We start from the raw sequence: 15,594 nt of genomic DNA on the forward strand, positions 1-15,594 counted from the left end.
GCGGACCTTCCGATGCCCACCCGGGCACCCACCGTCGGACCGGCCTCACGGCTGGCCCCGAAACCCATGCGCTTCATCCTCAACTGGGGGCGGCGCTACTCGCTGTGGGCGTTCAACTTCGGGCTCGCCTGCTGCGCGATCGAGTTCATCGCGACCTCGATGAGCCGCCACGACTTCATCAGGTTCGGGGTCATCCCGTTCGCGAACGGCCCGCGACAGGCCGACCTGATGATCGTCTCCGGCACGGTGACCGACAAGATGGCCCCGGCCGTCAAACGGCTCTACGAGCAGATGCCCGACCCCAAGTACGTCATCTCCTTCGGCGCCTGCTCCAACTCCGGCGGCCCCTACTGGGACTCCTACTGCGTGACCAAGGGGGTGGACCAGATCATCCCGGTCGACGTCTACGTGCCCGGCTGCCCGCCCCGCCCCGAGGCGCTGCTCAACGGCATCATGCTCCTCCAGGAGAAGATCGCCGCCGAGGGCATGGAGGACCACCGTGCGTGAGGCCCTCGTGGAGCGGTACGGCCCGCGTGTGCGGCTTTCGGAGTCCTTCGGCGAGACCACGGCCGACGTCGAGCCGGGCGACTGGCTCGACCTGCTCGCCTTCGCCCGCGCCGGAGGGTACGAGTTCTTCGACTGGCTCACCGCGGTCGACGACCCGCCGGACGCCTTCCAGGTCGTCGCCCACCTCCTCGACCCCGTCTCGCACCGGCGGCTGCTGACCCGCACCCGGGTGCCGCGCGCCGACCCCCGCCTGCCCAGCGCGGTCGGCGTCTTCAGGGGCGCCGACTGGCACGAACGGGAGACCTTCGAGATGTTCGGCGTCGTCTTCGACGGGCACCCGAACCTCGTCCCGCTGCTGCTGCCCGAGGGCTTCGAGGGCCACCCGCTGCGCAAGGACTTCGTGCTGGCCGCCAGGGTCGCCAAGGCGTGGCCGGGAGCCAAGGAGCCGGGCGAGTCCGACCACGGCTCGCCGAGCCGCCGCAAGACGCTCCCCCCCGGCGTGCCCGCCGACTGGGGGCGCGATGGCTGAGGTGCTGGAGGCGGCCCTCAGGCTCGTCCTGGTCGTCGCCGCCTTCCTGGTGCTGCCGCTGGTCGCCGGTCAGGCCGAACACAAGGTCATGGCGCACATGCAGTCCCGCCTCGGCCCCATGTACGCCGGGGGTTTCCACGGCTGGGCCCAGCTGATCGCCGACGGCGTCAAGTTCGCCCAGAAGGAGGACGTGATCCCCGCCGCGGCCGACCGCCGGGTCTTCGGCCTGGCGCCCGCGGTCGCGCTGATCCCGTACCTGCTGGTCATGGTCGTCATCCCGGTCGGTCCCGGCCTGGTCGGGGCCGACCTGGACGCGGGCCTGTTCTTCGCGCTGGCCGTGATGGGGGTCGGCGTGCTCGGCTCGATCATGGCCGGGTGGTCCTCGGGCAACAAGTACTCCCTCATGGGCGGGATGCGCTCGGCCGCCCAGCTCATGGCCTACGAGCTGCCGCTGGTCCTGGCCGCCTCCAGCGTCGCGATGGCGGCGGGCACGCTCTCCCTGCCGGGCGTCGTGGAGGCCTGGCAGTGGTGGTGGCTGCCCTGGCAGGCGATCGGCGCGGTGGTCTTCTTCGTCGCCGGGCTCGCCGAACTGCGCCGCCCGCCGTTCGACATGCCGATCGCGGACTCCGAGATCATCATGGGCCCGATGACCGAGTACACCGGTATGCGGTTCGCGCTTTTCATGCTGGCCGAGTACGCCGGGATCATCGTGCTCTGCGCGCTGACCACGGTGCTGTTCCTCGGCGGCTGGCAGGGCCCCCTGCTGCCCGGGCCGGTGTGGACGCTGCTGAAGACGGCCCTGCTGGTGTTCGTGGTGATCTGGGTGCGGGTGAGCTACCCCAGACTCCGTGAGGACCAGTTGCAGCGGCTCGCCTGGGTCGCCCTGGTACCGCTGGCGCTGCTCCAGCTCGCGCTGACCGGGATCGTCAGGGTCCTCTGACGCGCCGGCCGGGTCACTCCCGGCGGAAGACCAGCGCGAGCGAGCGCAGCGCGAGCACGAAGCCGACCAGCAGCAACGCGAAGCCGACCAGCGCGAACAGCCGCAGCTCGGGCGTCACCATCGGCCCCGAGTCCGCCGCGATGAGCACGATCGCCCCCAGCGTCGCCGCCGCGGCCAGGACGGCGACGACCACCTGCTGCACGAGGCCGGTCAGGAAACGCCGGTCCCCCTCGTCCGCCAGCGGCCTGATGTTGATCGAGATCCTGCCGTGCTCAAGGTCCTCGGTGAGCTTGTTGAGCCGCCTGGGCAGCCGCTGCAGGATCGGCAGGAAACCGGCGAGACGGCTCTCCAGGTCGGCGCGCACCGACTCTGGCGAGAGGGACTCGCGCATCATCTCCCTGCCCTGCTTCCTGACCGCGCCGACCACGTCGAGGTCGGGGCTTATCAGGGTGAGCGTGCCGTCGAGCGCGGCCAGCGCCCTGAAGGCGGCCGCGATCTGCGGTGGTACGGCGAAGCCGTACGCGTGGATCAGCTTGAACAGCGCGGCGAACAGGCCCGCGCTGCCGTTCCTGCCGAACCCCGAGCGGTAGCGGACCATGAGCTGGCCCAGGTCGCGTTCGAGCTCCCGTTCGGCCAGCCCGTCCGGCCGGTCGAGCATCTCGATGAGGGAGTCGGTGGCGCCGATCGCGTCGTTGTTGTCGACGGCCAGCAGCAGCATGCCGAGCGCGTTACGGGTCGACTGGTCGAGACGGCCGACCGAGCCGAAGTCGAGCAGCCCGAGCCTGCCGTCCTCGGTGAGGAGGATGTTGCCAGGGTGCAGGTCGGCGTGGAAGACGCCGGTGTGCACGAGCTGCCTGAGGATCTCGCCGAGCAGCCGTCCGGCGATCGCCTCCCGTTCCGCCGGGGGCAGCGCGGCCAGCAGCTCGCCCGCCTCACCGACCGGGGTGCCGTCGAGGCGGTCCATGACCAGGAGCCTGCCGGTCGAGTACCCCTCGTGGGCGACGGGCACCCTGATCCCGTCGCCCAGGGTGGCCGCGACACCCCGCAGGTTGTCCAGCTCGACGGTGTAGTCGAGTTCCTCGTCGAGGGAGGCGGCGAAGCCCTCGGCCAGCCGGGACACCCGCAGCGACCTGCCCCACGGCGTCGTCCGCTCAAGCCACGCGGCCAGCCTCAGGATGATCTCGACGTCCGAGGTGACCTGCTTGCGCGCCCCGGGACGCTGCACCTTGAGCACGACGGGCTTGCCGTCGAGCAGCCGGGCGGAGTGGACCTGCGCGACCGAGGCCGAGGCGAGCGGGGTGGGATCGACCGTCTGGAAGACCTCGGTGAGCGGCCTGCCGAGCTCCTCCTCGATGGCCCGTTCGATCTGTTCCCACGGCTCGGGCTCCGCCCTGGTCTGCAGGGTCGCGAGCTGGTCGACGAAGACCTCGGGCAGCAGGTCGCGCCGGGTCGAGAGCATCTGCCCGAGTTTGACGAAGGTGACGCCGCCCTCGTTGAGCGCGTCACGCAGCGAACGGGCGATCGCGGCGGGCCTCTCCCCGGCCCTGCTGCGCCGTCCGAGGTAACCGCCGAGCCCGTGCTTGGCGGCGATCCGCATGACCTGGGTGTAGCGCCGGGCCCTGCTCCTGCGGGCCTTCCAGCCGCGCAGGAACGCCGAGGGCGCGGGAAGCGTGCCCGTCGGGACGAACAGTTCGAGCAGGACCAGGACGATCAGGCCGATCACGAAGGTCCACGCGGTGACCAGCGCCGTGACGACGAAGACCACGCTGAGCGGGGCGCTGATCCTGCCGTTGGCGTAGACGCCGGTCAGCGTGCCGACCTCGGTGGCCGCCCACGCGACGCTCAGGCCCAGGACCACGCCCATGACGAGGGCGCGCGGCCAGCCGACCGGCACCCCGAGCGTCCTTCTGGCGAAGAGCGCGACGAGATAGGCGTTGACGATGGTGGCGAAAACAGCGATCAGGTTGGACATGTCAGTATCCGTCTCCGCCGTTCAGGCCGTCCCCGGGTGCCATGGCGCAACCCTAATGCGTTTTCCGGACATAGATCGGTATGTCCGGTGCCGTGTTCACTGGACGATGCGCAGCATGATGTCGGCGGCGGTCGGCCGGTTGCCCGGCTGCTTGTCCAGGCACTCCGAGGCCAGCGGGCGCAACGACTGGGGCAGCGCCGACAGGTCGGGATGCTGGTTGATCACCCGGTTGAGGATCGCCGGGATCGTGTCCTCGCCGAAGGCCACGCGCCCGGACGCGGCGAAGATCATGGTCGCCGCCCAGCTGAACACGTCCGTCTCCGGGCCGATGTTCCCCCCGGCGAGCTGCTCGGGGGACATGTAGGCGGGGGTGCCCATGATGTTGCCCGAGGTCGCGGTGACCTGGTTGAGGGCGCGGGCGATGCCGAAGTCGATCACCCGGGGGCCGTCCGGGCCGATCAGCACGTTCGCGGGCTTGAAGTCACGGTGCACGACCCCCGCCCGGTGGATCGCGGCGAGCGCGCCCGCCGTGGCCAGGGCGAGCCGGGTCAGGCCGTCCTCGTTGCGGGGACCCTGGTCGCGGACGAGCTGCTCCAGCGAGATGCCGTCCACGAACTCGCTGACGATGTAGGCCTGGTCGTCGGTGATGTTCACGTCGAGCACCCTGGCCGTCGAGAAGGTCGCCACCTTGCGCGTCGCCTCGACCTCCCGCAGGAACCTCTCCCTGACCATCTGGTCGCCGGTGAGGTGCTGGTGCAGGAGCTTGATCGCGACCTTCTGCCCCTGCGGGGTGAGGGCCAGGTGGACCGTGCCCTGCCCGCCCTTGCCCAGCTCCCCGATCAGCCGGTACGGCCCCAGCCAGCCCTTGGTCGGGTTCTGCTGCTGGGTGGGAGCCGGCTGCGGCCGGGACGGCTGGGAGTGCTGGAGGTGAGGCTGGGGCTGGGGCCGTACGGTGTGCTGGACCGGCCGGTGGGCGGGCGGGTGGACGTTCGAGGCGACGGTCGGCGCGGTCGGGTACGGCACGGCATGGACCGGGGGCGGGGGCGCGTTGAAGGACTGCACGCCGTAGTTCGGCATGTTCCGCGGGCCCTGCGCGTTGTGGGGGTCCTGCCTGAAGACCGATCCTCTGATGATCAGCGCGTGCCCCATGCCGCCGAGCCAGCTGCCGAAGAGCCCGATCGTCGTGACGGCGTCCAGCCAGCCCGGCATCAGGTCGGTGTCGTCGTAGACGGAGATCGCGACGATGAACACCCCGATGCCCAGGGCGTACAGGACCGCGGCCAGGGCGTGGAGCGGACTGCGCAGTCTGCGGGCGGCGTGCGCCATGATCAGGGGCGTCCCCATGCCACAGGTGAACAGGGGGACCAGTGCCCACACCACACTCAGCCCCGTATTCGATCGAGGAGGTGGCGGCTGGTTGTGCCACGGGGCACCGTACTGGTGGGACATGTGGCGAAGAATACGTATTTCTGGTTGGTCTTGCAGTCCTCTTCAAGGGTGATTCTTCGGCGGAAGGCGACACTCGAACACACAGTCTGTGGATAACGGCTGTGGATAACTTGGGATGATCGGCGGACGTGTTGTGTTTTGCGAGGTTCTCGCGCACGGGTTCTCGTTCGCGGGGGACGGGGATGTCAAGATGTTGAGGTGGCACGGATACCAGGAGTGGGGCTGGCGAAGGGGCTCTCCGTCACCCTTCGCCACATGCTGAGCAAGTCGGTGACCCAGCAGTACCCCGAGGTGCGGCCCGACCTGCCCGCCCGTAGCAGGGGCGTCATCGGCCTGGTCGAGGAGAACTGCACGGTCTGCATGCTCTGCGCCCGTGAGTGCCCCGACTGGTGCATCTACATCGACTCCCACAAGGAGACGCTCCCCGCCCCCGAGGGAGGACGGCCCCGCGCCCGCAACGTGCTCGACCGCTTCGCGATCGACTTCTCCCTGTGCATGTACTGCGGCATCTGCATCGAGGTCTGTCCCTTCGACGCGCTTTTCTGGTCCCCCGAGTTCGAGTACGCCGAGGGCGACATCCGCAACCTCCTGCACGAGAAGGACAGGCTGGCCGGATGGGCGGAGACCGTGCCCCCGCCGCCCGCGCACGAGCCGAACGCCGAACCGCCGAAGGAACTGGCCGCCGGGTCCCGGCCGGCCCGCACCCCGCCGTCAAGGCCCGGCGGCGGTCGTACGGCGGGGGACGGTCCCGTGGCTCCGGGCGACTCCCCGGATGTTCCTTCAGGTGATTCCGGAGACTCGGGCGCGCGGCCGCCTCGGGACGCTTCCGGACCACCGGGTTCTTCGGCTGGGGACGGGCCGGCGCGGCGTGTTTCCGCGGGGCATGCGAATGTCCGGGCGATCAGGCCGCCGGGTGCGCTTCCCAGGAAGGACACGCCTCCTGCACAGGACGCCTCGGGGGCCTCCGGGTCTTCCTCCGATCCTTCGGGGCCTTCGGGTGCTTCGGGGCCTTCTGCGGCTTCCGGGGCCTCGGCCGGGGGCAGGCCCGCGCGGCGTGCTTCGGCGGGGCATGCGAATGTCCGGGCGATCAGGCCGCCGGGTGCGCTTCCCAAGAAGGACACGCCTCCCGAGGAGGAAGCGGGGGGAAAGTTTTCCACAGGCGAGTCCGCCGGTGAGAAGTTGTCCACAGGTGGGGGTGGCGTGCCACCGGCGGAGGGCGCGACGGAGCAGACTTCTGCCACGGAACCGAACAGCGGGCCTCAGCGGCCTGAGGAGCCCGGGGAGTCCTAGGAGGAGACGTGGCCGACGTGCCGTCCTATCTGTCACCGACGGGGCAGGAGATCGTCTTCCTGCTGCTCGGCGTCGTGGCGGTCGGGGCGGCGCTGCTCGTGGTGACGACCAGACAGCTCGTCCACGCGGCCCTGTGGCTGGTCGTCTGTCTCGGCGCCCTCGCCGGGGGCTATCTCGTCCTGACCGCCGAGTTCGTCGCGTGGGTCCAGGTGCTGATCTACGTCGGCGCGGTCGTGGTCCTGCTGCTGTTCGGCCTGATGCTCACCCGAGCCCCGATCGGCAGGGCCGCCGATCTCGACAGCCGTAACCGGCCCGTCGCCGCGGTCGTGGCGACGGCCACCGCGGTCGTGCTGGTCACCGTGGTCGTCGACGGCTTCCGTACGGCCTACGCCCCCCTTGAGCCGGGTGGCGGGTCCGCCAGAGAGATCGGCTCCAGCGTCTTCCGCACCTGGGTGCTTCCCTTCGAGGTGCTCTCGGTCCTGCTGCTGGCCGCCCTCGTCGGCGCCATCGTCCTGTCCCGCACCGACATCCGCGGGAGGAGATGACGTGCACGTCGTCTATCCGGCGGTCGTCTCCGCGCTGCTGTTCTCCATCGGGGTGTACGGCGTGCTCGCCCGCCGCAACACGATCCTCGTCCTGATGTCGGTCGAGCTGATGCTCAACGCGGTCAACCTCAACCTCGTCGTGTTCGACGTGTGGCTGCGCGACCGGCTGCACAGCGGCCAGGTGCTCACGCTGTTCGTCATCGTGATCGCCGCGGCGGAGGTCGGCCTGGGGCTGGCGATCGTCCTCGGCCTCTACCGCAACCGCGCGACCGTCGACCTCGACCGCCTCCGCGCCCTGGCCGAGTCCCCCGACCCGCCCGCCGAGACTCCCACCGGGAGCCCTTCAGGAGGGCCGCGGAAGGGCGCGGCCGGGCAGACCGCCAGGGCGGCCGTCGTCACGGCTCCCACCCACCCGCCGGGCCGGGACGACCCCCCGGAGGTCACGCCGTGACCGCCGTCGCCCTCGTCATCCTGCTGCCCTTCCTCGCCGCCGTCGCCGGGCTGCTGGGCTCCAGACTGCCCGGGGGAGCCAGGGGCGGGGCCGCCGACCTGGCCGCCAACCGCAGGGCGGCCCTGATCGCGGTCGTCCCGGCCGCCCTCTCCACCCTGCTCGCCCTCTGGACGGCCTACACAGCCCTCACCGGCGGGGGCGTGTCAACGGGCACCCTCGACGTCATCCCCACCGGGTCACTGCCGATCTCGGTCGGCCTCCTCGTCGACCCCCTGTCCGCCTCGGTCGCGGTGCTGGTGACCGTGGTCGCGCTGGCCGTGCAGGTCTACTCGGTGGGCTACCTGTCAGGAGACCGGCGCTACCCCTCCTACAGCGCCTTCGTCAGCCTGTTCACCAGTGCCATGCTCCTGGTGGTCCACGCCGCCGACCTCCTCGTCCTCTACGTGGGCTGGGAGGTCATGGGCCTGTGCTCCTACCTGCTGATCGGCCACTGGTGGGAAGACCGCGCCAACTCCCGGGCCGCGATCAAGTCGTTCCTGGTCACCAGGGTCGGCGACGTCGGCTTCCTGTTCGGGGTCTTCGTCCTCGGCACGGCGGCCGGGAGCTTCAGGATCGCCGACGTCATCGCGGCGGTCCCGCTGATGTCCTCGGGCACGGTCGTCACCGCGACCCTGCTGCTGCTCGCCGGGGTCGCGGGAAAGAGCGCCCAGGTGCCGCTGCACACCTGGCTTCCCGACGCGATGGCGGGCCCGACCCCCATCAGCGCGCTCATCCACGCCGCGACCATGGTCGCGGCCGGGATCTTCCTCGTCGCCCGTCTCCACCCGGTCTTCGCCGGGGCGGGTCCCACCCTGGACGTGCTCGCCGTGGCCGCCGCGCTCGGCATGCTCGGCGCCGCGCTGGCGGCCCTGGCGCAGGACGACCTGAAACGGGTCCTGGCCTACTCCACGATCAGCCAGCTCGCCTACATGGCCGGAGCCCTGGCCGCCGGGTCGGACGACGCCGCGATCCTTCACCTGATCACCCACGGCGCCTTCAAGGCCCTGCTCTTCCTGTGCGCGGGGGTCGTCATCCACACGGTCGGCTCCAACCTGATGAGCGCGATGGGCGGTCTGCGGGGAAGGCTTCCCGTCACCTTCGCCGCGATGACCGTCGGCTTCGCCGCCCTGATGGGCCTGCCCCCGGCCAGCGGCTTCTTCAGCAAGGACGAGGTGCTGGTGTCCATGGAGCGGGCCCTGTCCACCGGGCCGCTCACCGACGCCGCCGCCCTCCTGCTGTACGGCTGCGCCCTGGCCACGGTCGCGGTGACCGGTGCCTACGCGACCCGGGCGTGGCTGCGGACCTTCTTCGGCGAGCGCCGGGCCGTACCGCTTCCGGTGTCCGCCGCTCCGCACACCGGCGGTTCCCGTGAGGCTCCGTCGAGCATGCTCTGGCCGGTCGTCGTGCTCGCGGTGCCCACGCTGCTCCTCGGGTTCACGGGCGTCGGCTTCGCGGGTGCCGCCGACGTTCACTGGGGCACCGCCGTCCTCAGCGTCCTGCTGGCGCTGCTCGGGGCCGCCTCGGTCTACGTCGTCTGGCGCGGCGCCCCGCTGGACGACCCCGCCCGGGTGCTCGGCCCCTTCCGGGTGTTGTTCGAACGGGCCTTCTTCGTCGACTCCCTCTACCGCGCGCTGTTCGTCCTGCCGGTGCTGCGCCTGGCCCGTCTGACGGCCCGCGCCGACGACCGGGTGGTCGACGGCGCCGTCCGCGGCTCGGGAAGGGCGACACTGAGCCTGTCCGGCCTGGTCAGGGCGACACAGAACGGCAACGCCCAGCTCTACGTCACCGCCGTCCTTGCGGGTGTCCTCCTTCTCGCGGTGGGGGCGGTGGTCCTCGGATGACCGGCCACCTCCAACGCCGAGCGCCGCGCCCTGGTCGCCGTGATCCAGGCGGTGGTCCTCGGATGACCGGCCATCTCCGCCACGGCCCCACGTGCCAGGTCTCTCCCGCCGACCGTTCCCGCCGCGATTCCCACCGTGATCTCACCGCCCGGGGCACCGTCCCGGCCCAGGAGAGGGGGGCCGGGAGATGAGCTGGGTGCCGGTGGCGATGCTCGCGGTTCCGCTGGCCGGGGCCGTGGCGCTGCTCATGCCGTACGGGAGGGGGCGGCTGCTCAGGGCGCACGCGCTGACGGTCTCCGGGGTGACGTTCGCGCTCTCCCTGGTGGCCGCCGTCACGTACGTCCGTGGCGGCGCGACGGGCATCGGCCTGGAGACCGACCTGGCCTGGGTCCCCTGGCTGAACCTGAGGTTCCACCTCGGCGTCGACGGGGTCTCCCTGCCGCTGGTCGTGCTGACCACGCTGCTGACGTTCCTGTGTTTCGTCTACCTGTGCCGTGGGGGCGTCGGCGGAACGGACCGGCTGCCAAGAGGGAGGCCGGGGCCGGAGCGGGCCAGGGCACTGGTGTTCACGCTCCTGCTCCTCGAAGTCGGCATGGTCGGCACCTTCCTCGCCCTCGACCTGCTGCTGTTCTTCGTGTTCTTCGAGGTCGTCCTGGTCCCGATGTACTTCGTGATCGCCATCTGGGGCGGTCGTGCCCGGCGGGCGGCGGCGACCAAGTTCATCCTCTACACGCTGCTCGGCTCGGTCGTCCTCCTGATCGGCCTGCTGTTCGTCTGGGCGCGGACCGGCACTCTGGACATGGTCTCCCTCGCCGCGGCGCACGGGGCGGGCATGTCCCGCCCGGCGCAGATCCTCGCCTTCGTCGCCATCGGCGTCGGGCTCGCCGTCAAGGCCCCGATGTGGCCGCTGCACACCTGGCTGCCGGCCGCCCACACCGAGGCGCCGACCGTCGGCTCGGTGCTCCTGGCGGGTGTGCTGCTGAAGATGGGCACCTACGGCTTCGCCCGCATCGCCATCCCGATCCTGCCCGAGGGCGCCGCGGCCGTCGCCCCCTGGCTCGGCGCGTTCGCGGTGATCGGCGTCATCTACGGCTGCCTGGCCTGTCTGGCCCAGCGTGACCTGAAGCGGATGATCGCCTACTCCTCGATCGGCCACATGGGGTTCGTGCTCCTGGGCTTCGCCACGCTCACCCCGGTCGGGCTCAACGCCGCGCTCTTCGGCAACATCGCCCACGGCCTGATCACCGCGCTGCTCTTCTTCGTCGCCGGAGCGATCAAGGAGCGCTACGGCACCGCCGACATCCCGGCACTCGGCGGCGGCATGCTGGCGCGCCTGCCGCACCTCGCGTCCCTGCTCACCTTCGCCTGCTTCGCCTCCCTCGGCCTGCCCGGTCTGGCGGGCTTCTGGGGGGAGATGCTCGCCCTCCTCGGCGCCTTCGACCCGGCACCGGGTCTGTCCCGGCCGCTCTTCCTGCTCTTCATGGTCGTCGCGGGGGTCGGCACCGTCCTGACCGCGGCCTACTTCCTGGTCATGCTGTCCAGGGTCACCCACGGCCGTCCGACCGAGACCGTCCACGCCCCCCTGCTCACCGCGGCGGGCGCCACCGGGACGCCGGAGGCGGGTGAGGCGGTCCAGGAGGCCCGGGAGGCCCAGGAGGCGATGGTGGCCGCGGAGCGGGTGACGGAGAAGGTCACCGCGGACGCCGAACAGGTGGTCGAGGAGACCATGGCGGGTGACGGCCCGCCGGACACGACCGAGAGAGCCGGAGGTTCGGGAAGCGCGGGAGAAACCGGAAGCGGCCGAGGCACCGGAGGAGCCGGGAGCGGGCGCACGCGGGACGTGACCGCCCATGAACTGGCCGCCTGGGTGCCGCTGGTCGCCCTGATCCTGCTGTTCGGTCTGTGGCCGAAGGCACTGCTGTCCCTCACCGACCCGGTGGTCCACAGCCTGCTGGGGACGCCATGATTCAGTCGATCGACTACTTCGCGGTGGCGCCGCCACTGGTTCTGGCGCTGGCCGCCGGGCTGGTGCTGCTCCTGGACGCCTTCCTGCCGCGCAGGCCGTACGTCAGGCCGATGCTCGGCGTGGTCACGCTGGCCGGGGTGCTCACCGCCCTGGGCTTCGTGGTCGCGCAGGCGTCGCGTTCGGGGGAGGCCCTCCGGACCTTCTGCGTGCCCGAGGGCCTGACCACCGCGCCCAGGATCGTCCCGGCCCTCCCACCGGGTGTGCGGCCGACGACGGGGAAACTCACCGGAACGATCGCGGTCGCCGCCTCCGGGCCTGAGACGGGGGCCGTGCCGTCGTGCTCGTTCGTGGTCGACGACTTCACCCTGGTCTTCGCCGGGCTCGCCCTGGCCGCCGGGATCGTCGTGGTGCTGCTGTCCATGACCTTGCTCGCCTCCGGTGAGATCCCCGTCGGCGAGTGGCACTTCCTGCTGCTGTGCACGCTCACCGGCGCCGTCGCCCTGCCCGCCTCCCGAGACCTGATCATGCTGGTCGTCGCGCTTGAGCTGGTCTCGCTGCCGGTCTTCGCGCTCACCGGGCTCAGACGCCACGACGGCCGTGCCTCAGAGGCGGCGGTCAAACTCTTCCTGGTCTCCGTGGTCTCGACGGCGGTGACGCTCTTCGGCGTCTCCCTGCTGTACGGCGCGACGGGAACCGTCCACCTCGACCGGCTGGCCCAGACCCTGCGTGAACGCGCGGCCGTTCCCGCCGTCCCCGGTCCCGGCCAGGCGGCCGGTGACGCGCTGCCCCAGGTGACCGGGACCACCGAGGCCACCGAGGCCTACGTCTCCGCGCTTCACCTCTCCTACGACTCGCCGCCTCCCGACCTGTCGTCCGTGCTGGCCGTGGCCGTCGTCCTGGTGCTGGCCGGGTTCGCCTTCAAGGTCGCCGCGGTGCCGTTCCACGCCTGGGCGGGTGACGTCTACCAGGGGGCGCCGGTCCCGGTGGCCGCGCTGCTCTCGGTGATCTCCAAGGCGGCCGGGTTCGCCGGGCTGATCCTCATCCTCGTCACGGCGCTGGGGAGCGAGGCGAGCACCTGGGGCCCACCGGTGGCGCTCGTCGCGGCGCTGACCATGACGGTCGGCAACCTCCTGGCGCTACGGCAACGCCACGCCGTACGGCTGCTCGCCTGGTCCTCGGTGGCGCAGTCGGGCTACATCCTGGCGCCGCTCGCCGTCCGTGACGACGAGGCGACGGGCGCGTCGATCGCCTATCTGGTGTTCTACGCGGCGATGAACCTCGGGGCGTTCGCGGTGGTCATGCTGGTCTCGCGGCGCGCCGCACGCAACGAACTGGACGACTACCGGGGGCTCGCCTTCCGTGACCCGGCCGCCGGGCCGGCGCTGGCGTTCTTCCTGCTCTGCCTGGCGGGCCTGCCGCCGGGGCTGGCGGGTCTGTTCGCCAAGATCGTGGTGTTCCGCGAGCTCGTCGGTGGCGGCGTGGCATGGCTGGCCGTGGTGATGGCGGTCAACACGGTCATCGGCCTCTACTACTACGTGGCCTGGGCGGCACGGATCTTCACCCCGGCCCCGCGCGGAGCCGACCAGGGGGTTGTTTCGGATATGCCGGATATATCGGCTCCGGGGGCCGTGGCGGACCCGGAAAATCCGGTCGGCTCGGGGGAGGAAACGGGTGGCGGTCGCAGGGGGTGGTTGCCGGTCGTCGTCGCGATCGGACTGACCGTTGTCGTCGCCCTGGTGTTCTCGGTCGCGCCACAGGTGGTGCTCGACCTCCTCCCCGGGGGCGCCGGCATCGGGAGGTGAACGTTTCCGGGAACGTTCGGCCAGGCCGGAGACGTTGGAGAAGGTGAATCGGCATCAACCGACAAGGGGGGTGTAGTGCACCACAACGGTCTGCGTACCGCCGTCCTCCTTGGCGCACTGTCCGCGGCGATCATCGCCGTCGGGGCGTGGCTGGGCGGTGGCGTGGGCCTGCAGATCGGGGTTCTGGCCGCCCTGCTGACCAACGGTTTCGCCTACTTCTTCTCCGACAGGATCGCCCTGTCGGCCATGCGGGCCCGTCCGGTGAGCGAGGTCGAGCAGCCGACCCTGTACCGGATCGTGCGTGAACTCTCCACCGAGGCCCGTCAGCCCATGCCCAGGCTGTACGTCTCGCCGACCATGCAGCCCAACGCCTTCGCCACCGGACGCAACCCCCGCAACGCCGCGGTCTGCGTGACCTACGGCATCACCCAGTTGCTCGACGAGTCCGAGCTGCGCGGGGTCATCGGACACGAGCTGTCCCACGTCTACAACCGCGACATCCTGATCTCCTCCGTGGCCGGGGCGCTGGCCACGATGATCACCTACCTCGGATACATCGGCCTGTTCTTCGGCGGGGGAGACGACGACGAGGGGCCCGGTTTCCTCGGCGCGCTGCTCATGATCGTGCTCGGCCCGGTCGCCGCGGGGATGATCCAGATGGCGGTCTCCCGCTCCCGGGAGTACCAGGCGGACGAGTCGGGGGCCCGGCTGACCGGAGACCCCCTGGCCCTGGCCTCCGCGTTGCGGAAGATCGAGATGGGCGCCCGGCAGCTTCCCCTCCCGGAGAACGCCCGTCTCGCCTCGGCCTCACACCTCATGATCGCCAACCCCTTCCGGGGCGCGGGCATCGGCAGGCTGTTCTCCACCCACCCGCCGACCGCCGAGCGCATCGCCCGTCTGGAGCGGATGGCGGGCTACCGCCGCTGAGCGGGGCGGTAGCCCGACCGGCCGTCACGTATGCCCGGCACACACCTCGCCGCCGGTCACCGTACGTCTCTCAGCAGGCCGACCAGCGGGGCGGCGGCCAGCGTCAGCAGGCCACAGACCGAGAAGAGCACGAAGTAGTTCGGCCCCTCGGCGAAGGGGTCGGACCCCAGGCCGAGCAGGACCGGAGCCAGCGCCGGGGCGATAGCGCTCGGCAGGTGCTTGGCCATCGCGAAGGCGCCGAGATAGCGGCCCGCGTCCCGCTCGTCAGGAAGCACCTGGGTGACCAGGCCGAGATCGACGGCGTAGTAGACGCCGGTGGCGGCGCCGCTGATGACCGCTACGACGATCACCACGCCGACGCTGGCGGTCGCGGCCTTCAGCAGCAGCGTCACACCCAGGATCGCCGTCGCCCACAGCACGAACGGACGGCCCCTGCCGATCCTGGCCGACCAGCGGCCACCGAGATAGGCGAAGAGACCGGACAGCAGGGTGCTGGCGATGGTGGTCAGCCCGACCAGCGCGACGGCCTCGGCGGTCGGCATGCCGATGCGACTCTGCAGGTAGTAGAGCGAGTAGGAGGAGATCAACGCGAAGCCGATGCTGACGAGCAGCCGCTGCACCCACAGCAGCCGGTAGTCACGGGCGTGCCGGGGCAGTACGAGCAGCGCCGAGGCGAGACTGCCGACGTTCACCGGGCGTCGCTCGGCCGGGTCGAGACGACGGTCGGGCAACAGCGCGCAGAGCACGCCGGCGGCCGTCACGGCGAGTCCACCGCAGATCGTGAACTGCAGCAGCAACTCGCCCTTGAACATCTGGGACAGCGCCATGGCCGGGACGACGCCGAGCATGTTGCACATCGAGAACACGCCCGCCACCCGGACGCGGCGTTCCACGGGGAACTGGTCGACGACCGTCGCGGTCAGCCCGGCGACCATGGCCTGGTAGCCGGTGACGGCGACCATCCAGCCGACCGCGACGAGGGCGATCGACCCGGCGAGCGCCAGGAGGATCAGCCCGGCCAGGCCGAGCAGGGAACCGCCCAGGATCCACGGCCTGCGCATGCCGTACCGGCTGGTGGTGCGGTCGGACAGGTGGCCGCTGAGCGGGTTGGAGATCACCGTGGCCACTCCGCCGAGCGCGGCGACGAAGCCGAGTACGGCCTCCTTGTTGGCGGGCGCGATCTCCTGGACCTTGAGGCCGAGACCGAGGATCAGCGGCAGGGCCCCGGCCGCCGCGTAGAAGAGTTCGGCCACACCGATGGCCGCGACCAGCCCACGGCCGGTTTTTTGGGGTGCGCCGGTTTCCCGGGGAAGGGTGAGGGACACGGGGTCGCCTT

Annotated in this window: 12 protein-coding genes and 1 pseudogene; 10 read left to right on the forward strand and 3 right to left on the reverse strand. The window is 71.1% G+C overall.

The window, feature by feature from the left end; translation table 11 throughout:
• The first annotated feature begins 66 nt into the window (after positions 1-66).
• From ACIBVQ_RS11615 to nuoH, 3 genes are read left to right on the forward strand one after another with little or no spacing between them, the layout of a single operon-like run.
• Positions 67-507 (forward strand): NADH-quinone oxidoreductase subunit B family protein, encoded by a 441-nt coding sequence (locus ACIBVQ_RS11615; RefSeq protein ID WP_352011275.1) that lies wholly within the window; start codon positions 67-69, stop codon positions 505-507.
• Positions 500-1,036, forward strand: a complete 537-nt coding sequence (locus ACIBVQ_RS11620; RefSeq protein WP_352010826.1) for an NADH-quinone oxidoreductase subunit C — start codon at positions 500-502, stop codon at positions 1,034-1,036. Before ACIBVQ_RS11615 ends, ACIBVQ_RS11620 begins: the two co-directional genes overlap by 8 nt.
• Positions 1,029-1,976, forward strand: a complete 948-nt coding sequence (gene nuoH / locus ACIBVQ_RS11625) for an NADH-quinone oxidoreductase subunit NuoH (protein ID WP_352010825.1) — start codon at positions 1,029-1,031, stop codon at positions 1,974-1,976. Before ACIBVQ_RS11620 ends, nuoH begins: the two co-directional genes overlap by 8 nt.
• A gap of 13 nt (positions 1,977-1,989) precedes the next feature.
• Here nuoH and ACIBVQ_RS11630 read toward each other — a convergent pair whose 3' ends face one another.
• Positions 1,990-3,948: an ABC1 kinase family protein gene (locus ACIBVQ_RS11630; protein ID WP_399177101.1), complete on the reverse strand. Its 1,959-nt coding sequence runs from the start codon at positions 3,946-3,948 to the stop codon at positions 1,990-1,992.
• 96 nt (positions 3,949-4,044) lie between these two features.
• The gene (locus tag ACIBVQ_RS11635; RefSeq protein WP_352010823.1) at positions 4,045-5,397 is read right to left on the reverse strand and encodes a protein kinase; all 1,353 of its coding nucleotides are present in this window, start codon (positions 5,395-5,397) and stop codon (positions 4,045-4,047) included.
• A 198-nt stretch (positions 5,398-5,595) separates the two neighbouring features.
• Here ACIBVQ_RS11635 and ACIBVQ_RS11640 point away from each other — a divergent pair, with 198 nt between their 5' ends.
• The 7 genes and pseudogenes from ACIBVQ_RS11640 to htpX all read left to right on the forward strand — a co-directional run bounded on the left by ACIBVQ_RS11640 (position 5,596) and on the right by htpX (position 14,258).
• Positions 5,596-6,687, forward strand: a complete 1,092-nt coding sequence (locus ACIBVQ_RS11640) for a 4Fe-4S binding protein (RefSeq protein ID WP_399177104.1) — start codon at positions 5,596-5,598, stop codon at positions 6,685-6,687.
• A gap of 8 nt (positions 6,688-6,695) precedes the next feature.
• Positions 6,696-7,232, forward strand: coding sequence for an NADH-quinone oxidoreductase subunit J (locus ACIBVQ_RS11645; protein ID WP_352010822.1), 537 nt, complete (start codon positions 6,696-6,698; stop codon positions 7,230-7,232).
• 1 nt (position 7,233) lies between these two features.
• Positions 7,234-7,530: pseudogene (gene nuoK / locus ACIBVQ_RS11650) on the forward strand (NADH-quinone oxidoreductase subunit NuoK); the annotation flags it as partial.
• A gap of 149 nt (positions 7,531-7,679) precedes the next feature.
• Positions 7,680-9,563: an NADH-quinone oxidoreductase subunit L gene (locus ACIBVQ_RS11655; protein WP_399177106.1), complete on the forward strand. Its 1,884-nt coding sequence runs from the start codon at positions 7,680-7,682 to the stop codon at positions 9,561-9,563.
• Positions 9,564-9,750: 187 nt separating this feature from the next.
• A complete protein-coding gene (locus ACIBVQ_RS11660) occupies positions 9,751-11,529 on the forward strand; it encodes a NuoM family protein (protein ID WP_399177108.1) in 1,779 nt (592 codons plus the stop codon).
• Positions 11,526-13,331 (forward strand): NADH-quinone oxidoreductase subunit N, encoded by a 1,806-nt coding sequence (locus ACIBVQ_RS11665; RefSeq protein ID WP_399177110.1) that lies wholly within the window; start codon positions 11,526-11,528, stop codon positions 13,329-13,331. Before ACIBVQ_RS11660 ends, ACIBVQ_RS11665 begins: the two co-directional genes overlap by 4 nt.
• Before the next feature lie 75 nt (positions 13,332-13,406).
• The gene (gene htpX, locus ACIBVQ_RS11670) at positions 13,407-14,258 is read left to right on the forward strand and encodes a zinc metalloprotease HtpX (RefSeq protein WP_352010818.1); all 852 of its coding nucleotides are present in this window, start codon (positions 13,407-13,409) and stop codon (positions 14,256-14,258) included.
• A 56-nt stretch (positions 14,259-14,314) separates the two neighbouring features.
• Here the strand turns inward: htpX and ACIBVQ_RS11675 are convergent, their stop codons facing one another.
• Positions 14,315-15,583 (reverse strand): MFS transporter, encoded by a 1,269-nt coding sequence (locus ACIBVQ_RS11675; protein ID WP_352010817.1) that lies wholly within the window; start codon positions 15,581-15,583, stop codon positions 14,315-14,317.
• Positions 15,584-15,594: the final 11 nt, after the last annotated feature.

This window comes from Streptosporangium sp. NPDC049376 (assembly GCF_044466505.1).
Classification (GTDB): Bacteria; Actinomycetota; Actinomycetes; order Streptosporangiales; family Streptosporangiaceae; genus Streptosporangium.